We start from the raw sequence: 20,112 nt of genomic DNA on the forward strand, positions 1-20,112 counted from the left end.
TGTTAAAAAATTCTTAAAATTCGGAATAGAAATTGATGTACTCTTACTTAAATTAATCAATCACAATTTCTATGAATAAAAATATTATTGCGGTAGCAGTCGGAGCACTGGGATTTGTTCTTGGGCTTGGCTTTTTAGGGAATGCTATTAAAAACAGAAATAAATCTGAAAATACCATTTCCGTAACAGGATTGGGCACCAAACAGTTTACTTCCGATCTGATCACGTGGTCTGGAAGTTTTTCCAAAAATAATTCCGATTTAAAAGCGGCTTATGATGAGCTGGCCATAGACAGGAAGGTGATTAATGATTATCTCGTTTCAAAGGGCATTAAACAAAACGAAATCGTGTTTTCTTCTGTAGATATTCAAAAACAGTTCAGAAGTTATAATGATTCTAATGGGAATTATGTTCAGGGTGAATTCTCTGGCTATAATCTTACCCAAAAAGTATCTATTGAAAGTAAAGAAGTTGTAAAAATTGAGAATCTGTCCAGAAATATTACCGAGATCATCAATCGGGGTATAGAATTTACGTCCTCAGCACCATCTTATTTTTATACCAAACTGGCAACAGTAAAACAGGAAATGATCGCCAGCGCAACCAAAGATGCTAAAGAAAGAGCTGAGAAAATTGCGGAAAATTCAGGGAGCAGCCTGGGAAATCTTAAAAAGGCCACAATGGGTGTTATTCAGATTACCGAGCCCAATTCCAATGAAGATTATTCCTACGGTGGAACATTCAACACTTCTTCCAAAGAAAAAGAAGCCAATATTACCATAAAACTGGAATACGAAGTCAACTAAAAACCTCTGTAAATAACCGTCTATCTATTCCCCTCCTCCGGAGGGGTGACAGATCGAAGACCTGACAGGGTGGTCAAAAAAATAAACCGCCGGAAATTCTCCGGCGGTTTTTATATTTTAATGATACACAACATCATAAATTTCATCTTTTACACGTTTAATATCGTCGGGTGTATAATTGGCCAGCAGCCAAAGATCAAGAGGCTTTTTCCCTTCACCATAACTCGGCTGTACATACATTTCATCGATCAGGGTAAATCCGTTTTTCTGATAAAAAGAATAGCGTCTTTTCGCATCGTCACCCAAATGATCAGGTTCTATTTCTAAAATAATCCTCGGATAATTTTTAAACAGATACCCTGTAATATGTGATCCCAATTTCTGACTTCTGAATGCCTCGAAAACTTCGAAATGTTCTACAAAAACATAAGAACTCAACTCCCAGATAATAAGATAGCCAATAGCCTGGGATTCATGAAGTACAGAAATTACTTTTACATGGGGGTTTGAAAATAAGGCGGTAAATTGTTTCCAGTCCCTTTGCTCATCCGTAGGGAAAGTGCTGGAGTAAGACGTATAAATGTCCTGGACTCTATAGTCTTCGGCAGAAGTAATCGGTAAAAATTCCATAATTATAAATCAAAAACACTAGGTCTTCTTGTAATAAAAATATCTTTGATCCAAAGCGTAAATGCGAGCCCTAGATAGATCAGAAAGAAAAATCCGGCAGTTGCAAAAGTAGAATAGATGAAGAAGATCCTTAATTTGGATACAGGAATCCCCAGTTTAGCTCCCATTCTCGTAAGAACACCAAACCATTCTCGTTCCATTTTGTGGCGGATATTATCAAACATTTGAAGATTCTTTTAAAAGTTTAAATCCAATACCGCAATTTAAGCAATTTTTTTCTTCACACGAGGTTTTATGATGAAAAATAAGGCTCTGGCTTTCCAATGCATTTTTAACCTTCAGTCCAAGGTTTCTCCATCCGGAGGTTACAGAATTTTTTTCAGCGGTCAAGTTTCTGTACAGCTCCAGTATCTCATCCGTTGTTTCATCATTATGGTATTTATGATAAGTATATTTTAAAGGAAGCACTGTATTTAAGATCACCAGTTCAATGAAATCCCTGCTCAATGTTTTTGGCTGGAATTTTGAAAGGGTCCCAAAATTAAAATGAAAATCCCAATATTCCGAAGCTTTTACCGGTTCAAAGACTTCGTAAAGTTTATCTATGTTATCAGCTTTAATGATCTTTGAAAACAGATTCTGATGCCTATAGTAAAGATCTGCCAGCTGGGAGAGACGGATCGTGGGGAAGTTGGGCGGACGGAGCCTTAAAAACTTAGGATGTAATGTCAGATCCGGTATGCTAAACTTTTTTCTGATGAATTCAAATTCCCTTTTCCACATTAGCATTTTTTCGTCTTTTGGATGCTCTAGCCATCCTGAAATACCAAATAATAAGGCTTCCAGCTGTGATTCATTCTGGCGGATTTTGTTAACAATACTGAAATCTATGGACTCAGCAATCTGTCTGAACATATGGGCATTTACTTTTAATCCGAAAGAATAGGCGAGACTGTGAAAAAGTACCGCTTCAAAATTGTTCTTATACTTTTCTAAGCTTTTTTCCAGTTCCTGAGACTTTTCATCCAGCTTTTTAAGAACATTGGTTTCATGAAAATTAAGAGGAATTTTATTGGGATCAAAAATATTTTCGCAGGGAATAAACTGAGTCCCATTGATCATTTTTTCGTATTTCCAGAGAATGTCCTGGTCAATATGGTCTTTCAGTTCCAGTGTAGGAACGTTTTTAGAGATAAGGTCATCGATCTCAGCATCATTCTGGTAAACAACGTGGAGGATAATATTTTGGTAATTGGGGTCTTGAGAATGGTTATGGAAGACCCAGTCGGAGGCTCGAAGGTGCAATTCGATATTTCCGGCAATAACCAGATCTTTTGTTTTAATTTTTGCATCGAGGAAATCCGGACCCGCATTCGTGTTCCACTTTCCAAAGCTGATGATCTCAACGGAATGCCCTTCAATATCCTTGAAGTCGAAATGTTTGAAAACCTTATAGTTCCAAAGATATTGAAGCAGTTTTTCCGTCATAGTGACGATAAATATAACAGAAATATTATACTTTCGCCGGCTCTTTTTTGAAATTTTCTATAGTCGTTCTATACATTTCTTCATATATAGGAAGAATGTTTTTCAAATCGAATTTTATAGCCTGATCTTTCGCATTTTTTTTCATTTTGGTTAAAAGCTCATCATTGCTTAGTAGCTTGATGGTGTAATTGCTCATAGCCTCTACATTTCCAATTTCAGCCAAAAATCCTGTTTCACCCTGTATATTTACTTCAGGAATTCCGCCCGCATTGGAGCTGATTACAGGGGTGTAAGCTGCCATTGCCTCAAGAGCTGCCAGACCGAAACTTTCCTGCTCGGAAGGAAGTAAAAATACATCAGACAGCTGTAAGATCTTATACAAGTCATTTACTTTTCCTAATAAGCGGATTTTTGAAATAAGCTCAGGATTTTCTTCTAAAAACTGATTCACTTTTTCCATATCCGGTCCTTCACCGATGATGATCAGTTTTGATTTTACTTTTTTCTCAACACTCTTAAATATCTGCAATACTTCCTCTACACGCTTTACAGGACGAAGATTGGAAACATGGATCAGAATTTTTTCGTCCGGATTGGCAAACTGGGTTCTCTGGCATTCTGTGCAGTCATCAAATTCAGAATTATCAATAAAATTGGTAATCACCTGTATTTCTTTCTTGATATTGAAAAACTGCAGGGTGTCCTTTTTCAGGCTTTCAGAAACCGAAGTAATAGCGTCTGACTGGTTGATGGAAAATTCTACGGCATGCTTATAGCTTGGATGCTGTCCCACAAGAGTAATATCGGTTCCGTGGAGTGTAGTGACCAATGGAATATCATTATTATCCTCCTTCAGCATCTGCTTGGCAGTAAATGCAGCGTAGGCATATGGAATGGCATAATGAGCGTGTAACAGGTCAAGCTTATAAAGGTTCACTACACGATAGATCATCGAACTTAGCGCAATATCATAAGGCTGATACTGGAAAAGCGGATAGGTCTGTACATTCACTCTGTGAAAAAAAATGTTCGGGTTGGTAATGTCTAGTCTTGCAGGGAGTGCAGAACTTATAAAATGGACTTCATAGCCCTTATTGGCCAGGGACATTCCCAGTTCTGTTGCTACGATTCCGCTTCCCCCGTATGTTGGATAGCAAAGTATGCCTATTTTCATTAGATTATTGTTGTTTTGATGTTGTAAAAACTGTGGTATTTGAAGCTGAAGCTGGACCACTATCGATCCCCATGCCTGCTTTCAGCTGATCATTGACCAGAACAGGCAGCCTGCCCCATATTTTTGTTTTTCCGTTCAGAGCATTGGCTGCGGCCGTCATAGAGTCATCATTATTTTCATAGGCGACAAGAACGGTAGATACTTTTGTAATATCAATGTCTTTTAAAGCATAAGCGCTTCCGAAAACACTTAAAATAACTTTTTGATTTTTGGTAAGATCAGCAAGAACTTTCTTAGATTCTGCCGAAATTTTATAAGGTTTATACGCTGTTGAATTATCCTTGTGAAATCCTACGATTACGGTAGAACCTGCAGGAATTGTATTAATCTCATTTGCTTTTTTGATCATGACAGTTGATCCCAGCTGATTGGCGAAAGTCTGATAAGGGGCTTCTTCCAGTGGAACATAATAAATCTGTTTTCCAGTAACAGGAAGCAGTTTTTGATCATCTTTTAATAAAGTAAGTGCATTGGCATAAAGATTTTGTACCAATGTTTTGTGAGAATCATTGTTCAGGTCGTTGTTGATATTTACGGGATTTTTCGGAGTGTATTGGTTAAGCCCCAAAAAATATTTTGTAAGTAAAATTTTCTTGACACTTTCTTCCACTCTTGATTGTGGAATTTCACCGTTTTCAATAGCTTTCTGAATTAATTTTTTTCCTTCCGAAACTCCCTGAGAGAAAAGCATGATGTCATTTCCAGCTTTAAAAGCAAGTGCATCCAGTTGCCCCGGCTTATATTTATTAGCTACAGCACCCATGTTCAGCGCATCGGTAATGATTAAACCCTTGTAGCCCAGCTTATCTTTTAATACGCCTGTAATAATATTTTTAGAAACAGAAGCAGGAATTCCTTTGCCGGATTCAAGGCTCGGCACATATAAGTGAGCTACCATCACACCACCGATTCCTTTGCCCATTAAAGCTTTAAAAGGAGCCAATTCAACAGTATTTAATCTTTCTAAGCTATGCGAAACTACAGGCAGATCCAAGTGAGAATCTGTACTGGTATCACCATGTCCCGGGAAATGTTTGATGGCGGCAAGAATCGTATTATCCTGAAGACCGTTGGAATAAGATAATGCAGAACTGATCACATTATCTACTTCTGAACCGAAACTTCTGTTTCCGATAATAGGATTATCCGGATTGGTATTTACATCAACAACCGGTGCGAAATCCCAGTTGATCCCCATTCTGTGGCAATCTTCTGCTATCTTGGCGGACATCTGGTAAATAAGGTTCTTATCCTGTATTGCTCCTAGGGTCATCGCCCATGGAAATTTATGTGCTGTGGCAATTCTTTGGAACAAGCCCCATTCTGCATCCATCCCGATCATCATCGGAATTTTTGATTTCTGCTGGAATTCATTAACCAGGTTGATTTCTCTGGCAGCGTCGTCCTGCATTAAGATTAATCCTCCGATCTTATCATTAACCACGATATTTCTGATCTGGTTAATATAGTCTTCACCTTTATTTGTATAAAGAGCTACAATAAACAGCTGCCCCAACTTTTCATCCTGAGAAAGTGATCTGTAGGTTTTATTCACCCAGTGATGAGCTTTTTTCAGGTCTTCTTCGGAAATGTTTTTGGGCTGGTACTGAGCTTGGGCTGTAAAGCTTATTAATGAAAAAATAAATAGGGAAGTATATAACAATTTCTTCATGATCTTTTGAATAAGAACAAAAATACAATTAAAAAAATGATGAAAACAAAGTTTTTGTAATTTTTGGTATATGATTTGAATACGCTTTATAAATAATAACTAAACTTTTCTAAAAATGAAAAAAATACTTCTCTTTTTATTCCTGGGTGCTGTAGGTTTTACTGCTTATAGCTGCGACAATGATGATGATGTTGTACAGGCTGTTGATTATGATACAATTTCACAAATGAAAGATATTACAGGTTCTTTTTCAAGTAGTGGTAACTACACTATTTCTCAAGGACTTAATATTCCAAGTACAGATGTGGTTTTAGTCTATAGATTGGTTTCTGGCAATGTTTGGCAGCAAATTCCAAAATCTGTTTACATACCAGATGTAGCTGGTAAGCCGACAAATAGAGTATTTGATTACAATTTTGTTTTTAATGCTCAAAATGTAGAGATTAGAATTGATGACGAGAATTTTAATCTGCCAACAGATCTTACATCTGGCGAGATTGCTACTTATTTAAATAATCAGACTTTTAGAATTGTACTTGTTCCTGCTAGCGCGACAGGTGTTGGTGGTGCAAAAAATAAACAAGCGGCTGTAGATTACAGTGATTACAACGCAGTAGTTAAGTATTACAATCTTGATGACACTAAAGTGCAAACTATCAAAGTGAATTAATTTAAGAAATATCTTTTCAGTTTTTTATAATTATTAAAAAAGCTCCGGGAGAAATTCCGGAGCTTTTGTTGTATTTTAACCCGAGTTCAGGGTAAAGTTATTTTTTTAATGTTGTCAAGAAGTAAGCCTGAAGTATGAAATTGTTGAAGAGAAAACATAATATAAAATAGTTGTATTATTTAAACTACCTCGAGTTCGGGAAAGTATCCTTGTCAAGGTTTTAAACCTTGACAAGGATCTCGCCTTACTCTTCATCTATCATGCGTATTATTAATTTCTTAACCAAAGGAATTTGTTATGAAAAAAGCTTCAGAATTTTCTGAAGCTTTGTTTTTTATTAGTTATCATTGTCATCCAGAAGATGGCCAAAGAAGTCTTTTTTTGTTTTTAAATAGCCCTTACTCATCTCATTGGCAGGAATCTGTAGAGGAATCCTGGAATTGAGGTTAATGTTGCTGTTTACCACATATTTTACCTTTTCTGGGTTGTTGGTCAGAAGGTTAATATCTTTTACCTCTAAAAGGTTAAGGATTTCAATAGCTACTCCAAAGTTTCTGTCATCAGCGGGAAGTCCCAGTTGCAGATTAGCCTGTACTGTATCAAGACCTTTTTCCTGCAATGAATATGCTTTGAGTTTGTTGATGATCCCGATATTTCTTCCTTCCTGACGAAGATAAACAATAATCCCTCCGTGGTCATGGGTATATTTCATTGCGGCATCCAGTTGCTGTCCGCATTCACATTTTTTTGAATGGAAAACTTCTCCGGTAATGCATTCGGAATGGAAACGTACGTTCACCGGTTTTGAAAAATCTGTATTTTCTGCTACGATGGCCATATGTGGCATCCAGTCGTTTTCGTTTTCGGAGAAAGCGATCATTCGGAAAGAGCCGTGCTCCGTAGGAACATTGGCTTCTGCCTGAATTTTAATCATTAATAATGGTTCGTTTTTTAATTTCCTTTTAAAGAATCTTCGATTACAGAAATATTGGTTTTTAGACGGACTAGATATCTGTTAAGAACTTCATCATCATCCTTGCCAAGCTGCTGTCTAAGTTTCTGAATTTTCTTGTATGATTTTTCGAAGCTTTTAATGGCTCTGCTTTTTCCCGGTGAATTGTTGGCATCAATGGCATATAAATAATTCTGAAGGCTGTATTTCAAGCTTGTGACTTCATCATTCAAACTGTTATTCTTAAACTTTGGAAAAGTAGAAATCAGATTTGAAATTTCAGAAGCGTTTACATTTTCTTTGATATTGATATCAAAGCCTTTTTTTGCCCCTCTGTCGGAATCAGAACCCTTAGTTTCGCTATAAAAATTATTTGACAACGGGGAAAGATTAAGCTTCTCCGTTGCGCAGGAAGTTATGATTAATAGTAGTACTCCAAAAAAAAATAGTTTTCTCATTTCTGTTGCCCCTTTTGATAAAGGATCGGGTTAAGACTATCATCGTTATACATTTTCATTTGTTTGTATACTTTCATCTTAACATTACCGCATTCAATATCAGTAAGCAACTGATTAATAGAAGTTGATAGGTCTTCTTTCTGAGTAAGCAGTACATCCAGTTTAGCCTGGCAGTTGGCACGGTGCTCTTCAGAAGCGGATTCCCTATTGGCCTCTAATGACATATGATAAACCTTTAATGCAAGAATTGATAATCTGTCTACAGCCCAAGCGGGTGTTTCTGTATTGATTTTTGCATCAGGTTTGGGAGTTATATTTTCAAACTTTGTAAGGAACCAGCTGTCGATAAATTCTACCAGATCTGTTCTTTTCTGGTTGGATGCATCTATTGTTCTCTTCAATTGAAGAGCTTCAGCAGGATCAATATTTTCATCTCTAATAATATCTTCCAAATGCCATTGAACGGTATCAATCCAGTTCTTTGCATACAAAATCCGTTCCAAACTGTCTTTTTCGAAAGGGTTATTAATTAGAGTGTTAACGTCATCGGACACGTGATAATCTTCAATAGATTGATTGAAGACTTTCCATGCAGTCTCAGTAAAATTCATTATTGCTGAAGAATTTTAGTTGCTGGGAGTATTATTGTTGGTAGAAGAGGTTTTGTTTTCAGAACCTGGTTTGTCTTCTTCCTTCACCGCATCTTTAAATTCTTTGATTCCTGAACCAACTCCTCTCATTAATTCCGGAATTTTCTTTCCTCCAAACAGCAATACCAAAAGTATAGCTACGATAAGGATGTGCTGCCAAGATAAGGCAAGTATTGTTAGTGTGTTCATCTCTTAAGATTTTTGCAAAGTTACGCTTTTTTTAATATGAAATCCAACCTAATGGATCAACTGGCGTATTTCCGTTCCATACCTGAAAGTCAAGGGTATAAGAACCGTCGAAATCCTGAGCTACCGTACCTACAGGAGTGCCGGAAGAAACCTGCTGTCCTTTGGATACACTTACGCTTCCCAAGTTGGAGTAGATCGTAAAATAGTTTCCGTGTTTTACCATTACAGTTTTGGTTCCGTCACTATTTGCCAATACTGAAGAGACTGATCCCGGATATACAGATTTTGCACGGGTGCCGGATGGAACTGATATTTTAATCCCTGTATTTTCCTCAACAATATTTTTGAAAACCGGGTGTGGCTGTCTTCCGAATCGGTGGGTAACCTGTCCCGCTCTGTCTGCAGGATATCCAAGTCTTCCTCTGCTGTCTGCAAAACTGCTTCCCGGAGTTGTAGTCACTCCATAGCTGGTCATTGCTTTAGTTTCAGCGGCCTTTTTCTCTTCTTCTTTTTTCTTGTTCAGTGCGGCTTCTGCAGCTCTTGCGGCAACAAGTTTATCTGTGGCTTCTTTTGCTCTTGCGTTAGCTTCATCAGATGCTTTTTTAGCGGCCACTCTTCTGGCTTCATCTTTTGCACTGGCTTCTGCTCTTGCAGCCTCTTCATTACGTTTTTTCTCTTCTTCAGCTCTTTTAGCGGCTAGATCTGCGGCTTTTTTGGCTTCAATTTCTGCCAGTTTTCTTTCTCTTTCAAGAGCTTCAGCTCTGGCTTTTGCCTCTGCTTCAATTCTGGCTTTTTCTCTTTCCGCAATTATTTTAGCCATACGAATTTTTTCAGCTTCCGCTTTTCTTCTGGCTTCTTCTTCCGCTTTTGCTATTCTGATTTCTTCTGCGATGATAGCTCTGATCTGCCCTTCTAATGCCTTAGACTGAACCTGTTTCTGCTTAAGTTCCACGGTAAGCTTGGCTTCGTTTTTCTTGAAATCTGCCAGCAATTGTTCTTTCTGTGCTCTTTCTGCATTAATGGTTGCCAGATCTTTCTGCTGGTTGGCCAGAAGATTTTCTTTCTCTCTTGCAGAGTTCTGTTTCTGTGCGATTGATTTTTTAATCTGTGCGGCTGCATTGCTTATTTCTGCAGCTTTTTTATCCTGATAGTCTGCGTACTGTTTCAGGTACTGAACTCTTCTGATAGCTTCACCCAAGTTTTTGGATGAAAGAATAAAGGTTACTTTGTTCTGTACCCCTTTGTTTTTGTATGCATTGACAAGAACTTCAGCATAATTTTTTCTGAGAACTGCCAGTTCTTTATTTTGACGGTTGATTTCCAGCTGACGCAGATAGATCTCATCTTCAATAAATCTTTTTTCTTTCTGAGTGTTGGTATATACCTTCTCTCTTAAAGTTAGTTTTTTATTGACATTATTAAGATAGGCGACTGAAAGTTTAGATTCAGTTCTGGTTTTTGCCAGGTCTGTGTTTATCTGTACAATTTGTTTTTTAAGATCGGCATTCTGTTTCTGAAGCTGTTCCTTGTTCTGCTGTCCCTGATGCAGGCCGAACAGTAGAATACCTATTAAAAAGCTAAATTTTTTAATCATTTAATCTCAATTTTCTTATAACTGGATGGTACAGAATAAGCTGTTTCCATCCTCGAAAAGTCAAATTTCGTGTTTTCCAGTAAAATTTGGCTAGATTTTGAACCTTTTATAATTATTTTAACATTTTTTGGAAGGCGGATTCCATTGTATTCATCCCAGTTGCTGTAAGAGATTTCCAATTCATCAGGAGATAAAACATCCTTTAAATTCACACTCAGCAGATCATAATTGGTATCATACTGAAGCTCAATTTTGTACTCTCTGGTTTTTTGGTCCGTGACAATTTTCTGATTGGTATTGGAAACCATTTTAAAGCCCTGCATGTTTTTGGTGAGGGTATATTGGGAATCACTAATCTTCACAAAAGTTCTTCCCATCAGTATTTTTTCCAGCGATTTGTAATCGATGAAATTTACATTCAGCAAATTATTTAAATAATCAAAATCTGAATCGATGTAAGTCTTACTGGTTTTGTCTTGACCTTTGATCCCTTCAGGCGTAGCGATACCTCTTGCTACGGTAAATAAAAATGCCTGAAGATTCATCCATACTTTTTTATCATTTTCAATATAAATGACAGCATCAAGGGTTGGGATAAAGTTTCCGGTTTCCACATTTACTTTACTGTTGATTTTGATCTGATCAAATTTCGGCGGAAGAAGGACATGCTCGTAGAAGGTAAGTTTGTCTCTCACCGGCTCATTGGCATCTTTGGGATTTCTGTTGTCTTCTGCTATGACGGTACTATCCTGATTGCTGCCATTGTTTTTAGCTGCATTTCTTGTTTTACAGGATGATAGGGTAAGCAACAGGAGAAGTATCGGGATCCAGTTTTTCATGTATTTTGTCTTTCGATTAAAAAAAATACGCTGCAATATTAACGCCAAACCACACAACAGATGTTATGTGGTTTGGATGTATCTTATTTTAAATTAATTATTTCTGATCTTATTTAGATAAAAAATCTAAAACTGAGTAGTCACCCAAAGAGATCTCTCTGGAAACTCCAAAGTACTGCGCAGAATTTCCAATCATTGAGTTGGAAAGATTCCCGTGGTTGATTCTTGTGTTTTCCTGGATCAGGGAATTTTCAATATTGGAATTGACGATGATCGTATTATTTCCCAGTGAAACGCCGGGACCAATCTTTGAGTTGGAAATTTGTACGTTTTCACCGATAAAACAAGGCTGAATGATTAATGAATTCTCAATAACGGCTGATGCAGGATGGTTAAGCATTGCTTCTCTTTCATACTCAAGGATTTTGCTGTTGGTTTCTACGGTAGCATTTTTGTTTCCGCAGTCCATCCAGTCATTCACTTTTCCTAAAGTGAATTTTGCTCCTTTTGCTCTAAGGTTTTCCAATGCTGTTGTCAACTGGTATTCGCCACCGTTTTTTATATTATTATCCATAATATAATTGATCTCGTTCATCAGTTTTTCAGCACTGTTGAAGTAATAAATACCGATAATAGCAAGATCTGAAACGAAAGTTTGAGGTTTTTCAACAAAGTCGGTAATAAAACCGTAATTATCTAATTTTACCACTCCGAAAGCTGAAGGATCTTCTACGCTTTTTACCCAGATCACCCCATCCGAATTTTTATCCAGCTGGAAATCTGCACGGAAAAGAGTATCTGCAAAAGCAATTACCACATCTCCCTGCATAGAGTCCTCTGCACATTTAATAGCATGTGCTGTTCCAAGTGGGTCATTCTGGTAATATATACTGCCTTTTGCTCCCAGTTTTTCGGCTATCTGAAGAAGAGATTTTTCAATCTCCGGCCCGAAATCCCCGATGATAAATGCTACTTCTTCAATTTTTTCACCTGCCACCTTAGCAATATCTTCTACCAGTCTTTGTACGATGGGTTTCCCAGCAATCGGGATAAGAGGTTTTGGAACTGTCAGTGTATGTGGACGTAATCTGGAACCACGTCCAGCCATAGGAACAATTATTTTCATAAATGATATGACAATGTTTATTTATTATTTTGTTATTTTGATTAGGCTAAAGATAATCATTAAAATCATTGCTGATCGTAATAATTATCATCTTTATTAATCTTCTGTTTAATTTTTTTAAAAGAACTCAATAGTATCAAATTAGAGGCCATAAATTAGTTTTTCCTGATTCTTGATAACAGCAGATCTTTTTCTGAATATATCAGGATACCTGCATAAATAAGGAATAAAAGGTTTCCGATCCAGAAATTGTAATCGAATAATTCCACAATTATATAACTGAAAACCGCTAACAGGATAATGAAAAATGATATTTTTTTCATTCTGTAAGGAATAGGGTAGTATTTTTGGCCTAAAAAATAGGAAAGAACCATCATGATAAAATAAGCGGCCAGAGTTACCCAGGCAGATACCATGAAACCATATTTTTTTAGAAATAAAAAGTTTAAAGCAATAGTAATAACTGCACCGGTCCAGGAAATATAAGTTCCAACTCTTGTTCTGTCCGTTACTTTATACCAAGTAGAAAGATTATAATAAATTCCGAAGAATAAATTGGCAATTACAATGATGGGAATGATATTGATAGCAATCCAATAACTGCTATTGGGAACTAATAAAAGTTTTATCCATGAAACATTGGCAATAATTCCTAAAGCAACTACGGACGCAAAAAACGAAAAGTATTCAGTAACTTTTGCATACGTGAGTTTAGCATTTTCATTCTGCATTTGTTTAAAGAAGAAAGGCTCAATTCCCATTCTGTAGGCTGTAACAAAAAGAGTCATAAGAACAGCCATTTTATAGCAGCCTCCATAAGCTCCCGCTTCAGCATCATTAATGATAAATTTCTGAATAAACTTATCAAAGTTTTCATTCACCATGAAGGCTAACCCTGCTATCATTACCGGCCAGGAATACTTAATCATTTGAAGGAAGAGGTCTCTTGAAAACTGAAACTTCACCTTTAAAATAATGGGTAAGACAAGTAAAAATCCTAAACCACTTGCAGCTAAATTACTGAAGAAGGGGTAGGCAACTTTTTCTTTTAAACCTAATTTAAATGAAAATTCCTGCGGAATATAAAGGAATAACGCAATTGCGAAAATACTCTGGAAAACAGCCTGTATCACTCGGATAGCAGTATATTTTATGGGTTTATTATGAAACCTGAACCACGCCAGAGGAATAACGAGAAGGTTATCAAAGAAAGCAATCCATGCAAACCATTTGATAAATTCAGGCGTTTTTTCATATCCGAAAACATTGGCAATTGGTTGATTAAACAGTAAAACGAGGATTAAAAAAACAGTTGATAATCCTGTCAAAAACCAAAATGATGTGTTGAAAACTTTCTGCTCATTATCCTTATCAGATGAAAATCTGAAATAGGCAGTTTCAAAGCCAAAGGAAAGAACAATGTTTACAAATGAAATTAATGCGTAAAGATTGGTAAATATTGCAAAATCGCTGTTGTTGATATTTTTAATGAACAAATAATTAAGCAATACTACAATTATCCTCGGCATAATGGCCCCAATTCCATATATAATTGTCTCGTTGAGAAGTTTTTTCAATGTGTGAAATTTTTATGCAAATGTAAATATTTAGAAATTGATTTATAATCAGCGACATTAAAATTCATTCATAAACCTTAATTTTGTTTTTTGTAGATGTTAGATATTAGAAGTTAGAAATTAGTGATTGCAGTTTACCAATCACTTATAATTTTCTGACTTAAAAATTTTCTGACATCTCTAACTTCTAACATCTAATTTCTAAACTAAAAATGAAGACCCTAATCAAGAATGTAAAGATTGTGAACGAAGGTAAGATCTTCGAAAGCGATATCTTAATAGAAAATGACCTGATTTCTAAAATAAACCCCAATATTTCTGAGGAAGCAGATCAGATCATTGACGGCTCCGGAAAATATCTTCTGCCAGGCGTAATAGACGATCAGGTTCATTTCAGGGATCCGGGACTGACGCATAAAGGAGATATTGAAACTGAATCCAGAGCTGCCATTGCCGGAGGAGTTACAAGCTTTATAGACCAGCCCAATACAGTTCCTAATGCTGTTACTCAGGAATTATTGGCAGATAAGTATGAAATCGGGGCTCAAAAAGCATACGCTAACTACGGTTTTATGATGGGCGGAACAAATGATAACCTGGAGGAAGTTTTAAAAACAAATCCCAGAAATGTTCCGGGGATTAAATTATTTTTAGGTTCTTCTACGGGGAATATGCTCGTAGACAATCCTGAAACACTGGAGAATATCTTTGGAAGCACAAAAATGCTGATTGCTGTTCACTGTGAAGATGAAGCGACAATCAAAGCCAATACCCAGAAATATATTGACGAATACGGGGAGGATATTCCTGTAAAATTCCATCACCTGATCAGAAGTGAGGAAGCCTGTTATAAATCTTCTTCCAAAGCAATTGAATTGGCGGAAAAAACAGGAGCAAGACTTCACGTATTCCATCTTTCAACAGCAAAAGAGATGGAGCTGTTCAGAAATGATATTCCTTTAAAAGATAAAAAAATTACGGCTGAGGTGTGTGTCCATCACCTTACATTTACCAATGAAGATTATGAAACAAAAGGGGGATTAATTAAATGGAACCCGGCAGTAAAAACTCAAAAAGATAAAGACGGACTTTGGGAAGCATTGCTGGATGACAGAATAGATGTCATTGCCACGGATCACGCCCCTCATACCTGGGAAGAAAAACAGAATGTATATACAAAATGTCCTTCCGGTGCACCTTTGGTACAGCATTCGTTACCGGTAATGCTGGAAAATTATCACTCCGGAAAAATTTCTTTGGAAAAGATTGTTGAAAAGATGTGCCATAATCCGGCAATACTTTTCAGAATCGAGAAAAGAGGTTTTGTAAGAGAAGGATATAAAGCAGATCTTGTTTTGGTTGATTTAAATGCGGACTGGACTGTAGCTAAAGACAATCTTCTTTACAAATGTGGTTGGAGCCCGCTGGAAGGAATGAATTTACACTCTAAAGTGATGCAGACTTTTGTTAATGGGCATCTTGCCTATGATTATGGAAAGATCACGGAAGAAAAGTTCGGGGAGCGATTGCTTTTTGAAGTTCAGGAATAAATTGAAATAAAATTTTCACAGTAATTATAAATAGGAACGGGCTTTAGCCCGTTTTTTTAATTTGAAAAGTCAAAGTGGCTTTAGCCAAAACTTATTCATAAAAAGACTGCAAACCAGCAGTCTTTTTATGTTTTTTTCTCTCGCAGATTTTGCAGATAAAGTAGATTTCTTAATGCAATCATCTGCTGAATTCGTTCTATCTGTGAGAGTTTATTCTTTGAAATTAAATTTAATTAAAAGATTGTCGGAATTCCAAAGGTGACATCTTGGTTTTCTTTTTAAAAAGCGTACTAAAAGATTGAGAATGTTCAAAACCTAAAATATAAGCAATCTCACTTACAGAAAGATCGGTGTTTGAAAGCTTTTCTTTTGCTTTATTAATCAGCTTTTCATGAATATGCTGCTGTGTATTCTGTCCGGTATGAATTCTCAGAAAATCACTCAGATAATTGGGAGAAAGATTCATCGATTCTGCAATCTGATGTACGGTTAAAAGTCCCTTTTCTGCTGATTGTTCATCATCAAAATAATTATTCAGAAAACGCTCAAATTTTACCAATAACTGATGATTATTGTTTTTCCGGGTGATAAACTGTCGCTCGTAAAAACGGTTGGAATAGCTGAGAAGCAGCTCAATTTGAGATAAAATAATTTCCTGTGTATGTCTGTCGATATACTGACATTCTTCATCGATTTTTTGTAAAATTTCGATCAAATTATTTTCTTCATCTTCAGATAAATGTAAGGCTTCATTCACAGCATAAGAGAAAAAGCCGAAACCTGAAATTGTATTTGCCAAAGGATGTTTCAGTAAAAAATCTTCATGGAAAATTAATAAGTATCCAGAACCGCATTCCATATTCTGCAAATCTAAATATTGGACTTGATTGGGCGCTGTAAAGCTTAAAACTCCCTTGTCATAATCATAATGCTGCTGTCCGTATCTTATTTTTCCTTTCACTTCTCTTTTTAAAGCCACACAATAAAATCTGTTAACAAAACCCTTCCAGACTTCATCTTCCAAAAAAATACTTTCGGATAAATTGATAACACTTACTAAAGGATGCTTTGGTTCAGGCAACGAAAGTAACCGGTGAAATGCTGAAATCGAAGAAATTGTATTCATCAGTGTAAATTATAGTTTAATAATCTAAAAGTCCCATACTGAATTCGTCATAAGGAGCACCCGTATCTGTTCCTAAAGGTACGATGTTTTCTATTCTTTGAAGTTCGGCTTCACTTAAAACAATTGTACCGGCTTCAATATTTTGCTCAAGATATTTTCTGCGCTTAGTTCCCGGAATCGGTACAATCCCTTTGCTGATGATCCATGCCAATGCCAATTGTGTTGATGTAACATTCTTTTCTTTCGCAAGGTTTTCAATGGCTTCCACCAATTCAAGATTTTTATGAAAATGTTGCTCCTGAAAACGGGGAATCCCTCTACGGAAATCATTTTCAGGTAAATCATCAATAGAACGGATCTGTCCGGATAAAAATCCTCGTCCCAAAGGTGAATATGCCACAAAACCGATGGCCAATTCATTTAAAGTTTTGATTACACCTTTTTCTTCTACTGTTCTCTCAAATAAAGAAAATTCACTCTGTACAGCAGTAATCGGATGAACTGCATGCGCTTTTTTTACCGTTTCTGAAGATACTTCCGACAAACCGATATAGCCAACTTTTCCTTCTTTCACAAGATCACTCATTGCCCCCACTGTTTCCTCAATCGGAGTATTTTTATCCAAACGGTGCATGTAATAAAGATCTATATAATCTGTTTTAAGATTTTTAAGTGAGCGCTCGACTGCTTTTTTTACATAATTTTTGCTTCCGTTGATCGTCCAGGTCACCTTATCATTATCATCGATTTCCCAGCCAAATTTTGTGGCAATGATGTATTTGTTACGATCTGTTCCAATGGCTTTTGCAATAAGCTGTTCATTTTTAAACGGGCCATACAAATCAGCCGTGTCCAGAAAATTTCCACCCAACTCCAAAGAACGGTGAATGGTTGCAATTGCTTCCTTTTCATCGGCCTTACCATACATATTGGCATCTTCAAAACCTGTCATGCCCATACATCCCAAACCGATATTCGGAACGTGTAGCCCTTGATTTCCTAATTTTATTTTGTTCATATTCTGCTGATTTTTAACAGGACAAAATTCAGCAGAAATTAGCAGGCCGATGTATGCAAAATGATGATTATCGTATGCAAATTACGGATTACACTTTTATTAATCCTTAAAGGTTCAAAATTTTGCAAGGATTATTTTCCAGCCTTAGCACTCATATAAAAACTCAACTTTCCACCATTCATAATTTCAGAATGTTTCAGTGTGAAGTTTTTTATCTCTTTGCCATTGAGCAGAATTTTTTCAACATACACGTTTTTCGAACTCTGATTAACGGCTTCAATTTCAAACGTTTTACCGTTTTCCAAATTCAGAACTGCATGGTCCACCGCTGGACTTCCAATCGCATAATCTTCAGAACCGGGTGCTACAGGGTAAAATCCGAGCGAGCTTAAAATATACCATGCACTCATCTGTCCTGCATCATCATTTCCACCAAGTCCATCCGGTGTAGCTTTGTATTGCATTTCTAGAATACGGCGGATCTGAGCCTGGGTTTTCCAGGGCTGTCCTGCCCAGTTGTAAAAATAGGCAACGTGATGAGCCGGCTCGTTTCCGTGAACATAACCGCCGATAATTCCTTCTCTTGTAATATCTTCTGTGTCTGCGAAAAACTCGTCGGGAAGATGCATTGTGAACAGCTCATCTAATTTTGAAGCGAATTTTTTCTTCCCGCCCATCATTTTCATTAATTCATCCGGATTTTGAGGAACAAAAAAGCTGTAATTCCAGGAATTCCCTTCAATGAAACCCTGCCCGTGAGTACTCAGCGCATTAAAATCTTTTTTGAAGCTGCCGTCTGCTAACCGGGGACGCATGAAACCTGCTTTAGGATCGAAATTATTTTTCCAGTTTTCGGAACGTTTGATGAATTGATTATAAATTCCTGTTTCGCCTACATGTTTTGCGAGTTGGGCAATCGCCCAGTCATCATAAGCATATTCCAGGGTATTGGAAACTGAAGTTCCGTTTTTTTCAGCCGGAATATACCCCATATCTATATAATATCCGATGCCTTCATAATCTCTTTTATTAGCTGTTGCAATGCATGCTTTCAATACTTCTTTGGGATCGCCGTTATAATTTCCTTTGATCACCGCATCGGCTGCTACACTTACACTGTGATAGCCACTCATACACCAGTTGTCGTTGGCATAATGGGACCATATCGGAAGCATTTTCATGGAGAACTGATCATAATGAGCCATCATCGATTTTACCATATCATTATTCCGTTTTGGCTGGATGATATTAAAGAAGGGATGAAGAGCTCGATATGTATCCCAGATGGAGAAAGTGGTATAGTTGGTAAAACCTTCTGCCTTGTGGATATTCTGATCTAAACCTTTATATTCCCCATTGATATCCATGTAAGTGGTAGGGCTGATAAAAGTGTGATACATTGCCGTATAAAAGTTCATTTTTTCTGTTTCGGAACCTTTGATGACAATTTTATTAAGTTCTTTATTCCAGTTTTCCTGGGCTTTTGCCTTTACCTGATCAAATGACAGGTTTCCGGTTTCTTTTTCAAGGTTTTCTAATGCATTGGTCTGGCTTACGGGAGAAATGGCTAGCTTTACTTCGACAGCTTCGTTCTCTTGAGTATCGAAATCAAAATACATTTTCAGGTTTTTGCCGGCAATCTCAGGAAAGTTTTTATTCTGATCGAATTTTCTCCAGAAGCCTTTGTACACCTGTGGCCCGTCAAAGTTTTTCTGCCCGTATGATTTAAAAGGCTTTGAAAATTTCATCGCGAAATAAACCGTTCTGGTTCTTGCCCACCCGTTGGTCTGGCGGTAGCCCGTCACCGTACCGTTATTTTCTACACGTACGTAAGTCCATACATTTTTGCCTTCATAATTATAAATTCCTGCGGTAAGGTCTAAAATGATATGCGCCTGATCAGATTTTGGGAAGGTATACCGGTGAACTCCGGTTCTTGTGGAGGCGGTCAGTTCTGCAAGAATATTATGATCATCCAGCTTTACTTTGTAATATCCGGCTTCAGCTTTTTCGTTTTGATGGGAGAATCTACTTCGGTAGCCATTTTCAGGATTGGAGGCTGTTCCAGGGTTTAGCTGCAGTTTCCCAACAGTTGGCATGATTAGAAAATCTCCGAGGTCAGAATGTCCGGTTCCGCTGAAATGGGTGGAACTGAAACCTACAATAGTTTTGTCTTCATAGCGGTATCCCGCACAGTATTTATAAACCTCGCCGTTGTACTTTCCATTGAGCTCATACGAAATCGTATCAGTTTCCGGACTCAGCTGTATGGCTCCGAAAGGAACGGTAGCTCCGGGGTAGGTATGACCCATTTTTTCGGTTCCTATTAACGGATTTACATATTGATAGAGCTTTTCGAATTGTTGAGCTTTAAAATTTAAACTAAATAATAAAAATAATAATAGAAAAACAGAAGTTCCCGAATTTTTCATGAATAAGTAAATTTTCGAATGATAAAAGTAATCAAAATCAAAGAATAATTTACAAATCTTTGTATTGCTTTGCGTTTAATTATCATAAGGATAGACCAATA

The 20,112-nt window shown here is 37.0% G+C and carries 19 protein-coding genes; 3 read left to right on the top strand and 16 right to left on the bottom strand.

Annotation, left to right across the window (positions count from 1 at the left end; genetic code table 11):
• Positions 1-71: 71 nt before the first annotated feature.
• Positions 72-806, top strand: coding sequence for an SIMPL domain-containing protein (locus ACTJIV_RS03735; RefSeq protein ID WP_111957240.1), 735 nt, complete (start codon positions 72-74; stop codon positions 804-806).
• Positions 807-923: 117 nt separating this feature from the next.
• On the opposite strand, the gene ACTJIV_RS03740 is transcribed toward ACTJIV_RS03735, so the two are convergent.
• Genes ACTJIV_RS03740 through ACTJIV_RS03760 form a run of 5 tightly spaced genes read right to left on the bottom strand, consistent with a single transcriptional unit; the run spans position 924 to position 5,830 of the window.
• Positions 924-1,436, bottom strand: a complete 513-nt coding sequence (locus ACTJIV_RS03740) for a GNAT family N-acetyltransferase (protein ID WP_223558277.1) — start codon at positions 1,434-1,436, stop codon at positions 924-926.
• Positions 1,437-1,438: 2 nt separating this feature from the next.
• Positions 1,439-1,660 (bottom strand): PspC family transcriptional regulator, encoded by a 222-nt coding sequence (locus ACTJIV_RS03745; RefSeq protein ID WP_034702977.1) that lies wholly within the window; start codon positions 1,658-1,660, stop codon positions 1,439-1,441.
• Positions 1,653-2,924, bottom strand: a complete 1,272-nt coding sequence (locus ACTJIV_RS03750; protein WP_440625679.1) for a DUF2851 family protein — start codon at positions 2,922-2,924, stop codon at positions 1,653-1,655. The genes ACTJIV_RS03745 and ACTJIV_RS03750 overlap by 8 nt, the downstream gene beginning before the upstream one ends.
• A gap of 25 nt (positions 2,925-2,949) precedes the next feature.
• Positions 2,950-4,098 (bottom strand): N-acetyl-alpha-D-glucosaminyl L-malate synthase BshA, encoded by a 1,149-nt coding sequence (gene bshA / locus ACTJIV_RS03755; RefSeq protein ID WP_111957246.1) that lies wholly within the window; start codon positions 4,096-4,098, stop codon positions 2,950-2,952.
• Between the two features lie 4 nt (positions 4,099-4,102).
• Positions 4,103-5,830 (bottom strand): glycoside hydrolase family 3 protein, encoded by a 1,728-nt coding sequence (locus ACTJIV_RS03760; protein WP_440625682.1) that lies wholly within the window; start codon positions 5,828-5,830, stop codon positions 4,103-4,105.
• Positions 5,831-5,945: 115 nt separating this feature from the next.
• On the opposite strand from ACTJIV_RS03760, the gene ACTJIV_RS03765 reads away from it, so the two are divergent.
• Positions 5,946-6,500 (top strand): hypothetical protein, encoded by a 555-nt coding sequence (locus ACTJIV_RS03765; RefSeq protein WP_111957250.1) that lies wholly within the window; start codon positions 5,946-5,948, stop codon positions 6,498-6,500.
• A 337-nt stretch (positions 6,501-6,837) separates the two neighbouring features.
• Here the strand turns inward: ACTJIV_RS03765 and ribA are convergent, their stop codons facing one another.
• The 8 genes from ribA to ACTJIV_RS03805 form a co-directional block, all read right to left on the bottom strand.
• Positions 6,838-7,434 (bottom strand): GTP cyclohydrolase II, encoded by a 597-nt coding sequence (gene ribA, locus ACTJIV_RS03770; protein WP_111957252.1) that lies wholly within the window; start codon positions 7,432-7,434, stop codon positions 6,838-6,840.
• Positions 7,435-7,451: 17 nt separating this feature from the next.
• A complete protein-coding gene (locus ACTJIV_RS03775; RefSeq protein WP_111957253.1) occupies positions 7,452-7,910 on the bottom strand; it encodes a hypothetical protein in 459 nt (152 codons plus the stop codon).
• Complete coding sequence (locus ACTJIV_RS03780; RefSeq protein ID WP_111957254.1) at positions 7,907-8,521, bottom strand: DUF4254 domain-containing protein; 615 nt, start codon at positions 8,519-8,521, stop codon at positions 7,907-7,909. The genes ACTJIV_RS03775 and ACTJIV_RS03780 overlap by 4 nt, the downstream gene beginning before the upstream one ends.
• Before the next feature lie 15 nt (positions 8,522-8,536).
• Positions 8,537-8,749 (bottom strand): twin-arginine translocase TatA/TatE family subunit, encoded by a 213-nt coding sequence (locus tag ACTJIV_RS03785; protein WP_111957255.1) that lies wholly within the window; start codon positions 8,747-8,749, stop codon positions 8,537-8,539.
• Between the two features lie 31 nt (positions 8,750-8,780).
• The gene (locus ACTJIV_RS03790) at positions 8,781-10,343 is read right to left on the bottom strand and encodes a peptidoglycan DD-metalloendopeptidase family protein (protein WP_111957256.1); all 1,563 of its coding nucleotides are present in this window, start codon (positions 10,341-10,343) and stop codon (positions 8,781-8,783) included.
• Complete coding sequence (locus ACTJIV_RS03795) at positions 10,340-11,182, bottom strand: DUF4292 domain-containing protein (protein ID WP_336377678.1); 843 nt, start codon at positions 11,180-11,182, stop codon at positions 10,340-10,342. Before ACTJIV_RS03795 ends, ACTJIV_RS03790 begins: the two co-directional genes overlap by 4 nt.
• 109 nt (positions 11,183-11,291) lie before the next feature.
• Complete coding sequence (locus tag ACTJIV_RS03800) at positions 11,292-12,308, bottom strand: sugar phosphate nucleotidyltransferase (RefSeq protein WP_111957258.1); 1,017 nt, start codon at positions 12,306-12,308, stop codon at positions 11,292-11,294.
• Between the two features lie 155 nt (positions 12,309-12,463).
• The gene (locus ACTJIV_RS03805) at positions 12,464-13,885 is read right to left on the bottom strand and encodes a lipopolysaccharide biosynthesis protein (RefSeq protein WP_111957259.1); all 1,422 of its coding nucleotides are present in this window, start codon (positions 13,883-13,885) and stop codon (positions 12,464-12,466) included.
• A gap of 212 nt (positions 13,886-14,097) precedes the next feature.
• Here ACTJIV_RS03805 and ACTJIV_RS03810 point away from each other — a divergent pair, with 212 nt between their 5' ends.
• Positions 14,098-15,435, top strand: a complete 1,338-nt coding sequence (locus ACTJIV_RS03810; protein WP_440625687.1) for a dihydroorotase — start codon at positions 14,098-14,100, stop codon at positions 15,433-15,435.
• A 229-nt stretch (positions 15,436-15,664) separates the two neighbouring features.
• Here ACTJIV_RS03810 and ACTJIV_RS03815 read toward each other — a convergent pair whose 3' ends face one another.
• From ACTJIV_RS03815 to ACTJIV_RS03825, 3 genes are all read right to left on the bottom strand, one after another.
• Positions 15,665-16,561: a helix-turn-helix domain-containing protein gene (locus ACTJIV_RS03815; protein ID WP_440625689.1), complete on the bottom strand. Its 897-nt coding sequence runs from the start codon at positions 16,559-16,561 to the stop codon at positions 15,665-15,667.
• 16 nt (positions 16,562-16,577) lie between these two features.
• Positions 16,578-17,579 carry an aldo/keto reductase gene (locus tag ACTJIV_RS03820; protein WP_440625690.1) on the bottom strand — a complete coding sequence of 334 codons (1,002 nt, stop codon included), beginning with the start codon at positions 17,577-17,579 and terminating at the stop codon, positions 16,578-16,580.
• Positions 17,580-17,710: 131 nt separating this feature from the next.
• Complete coding sequence (locus ACTJIV_RS03825) at positions 17,711-20,011, bottom strand: GH92 family glycosyl hydrolase (protein ID WP_440625692.1); 2,301 nt, start codon at positions 20,009-20,011, stop codon at positions 17,711-17,713.
• Between the last annotated feature and the right edge of the window lie 101 nt (positions 20,012-20,112).

This window comes from Chryseobacterium sp. 22532 (genome assembly GCF_052044665.1).
Classification (GTDB): Bacteria; Bacteroidota; Bacteroidia; order Flavobacteriales; family Weeksellaceae; genus Chryseobacterium; species Chryseobacterium lathyri.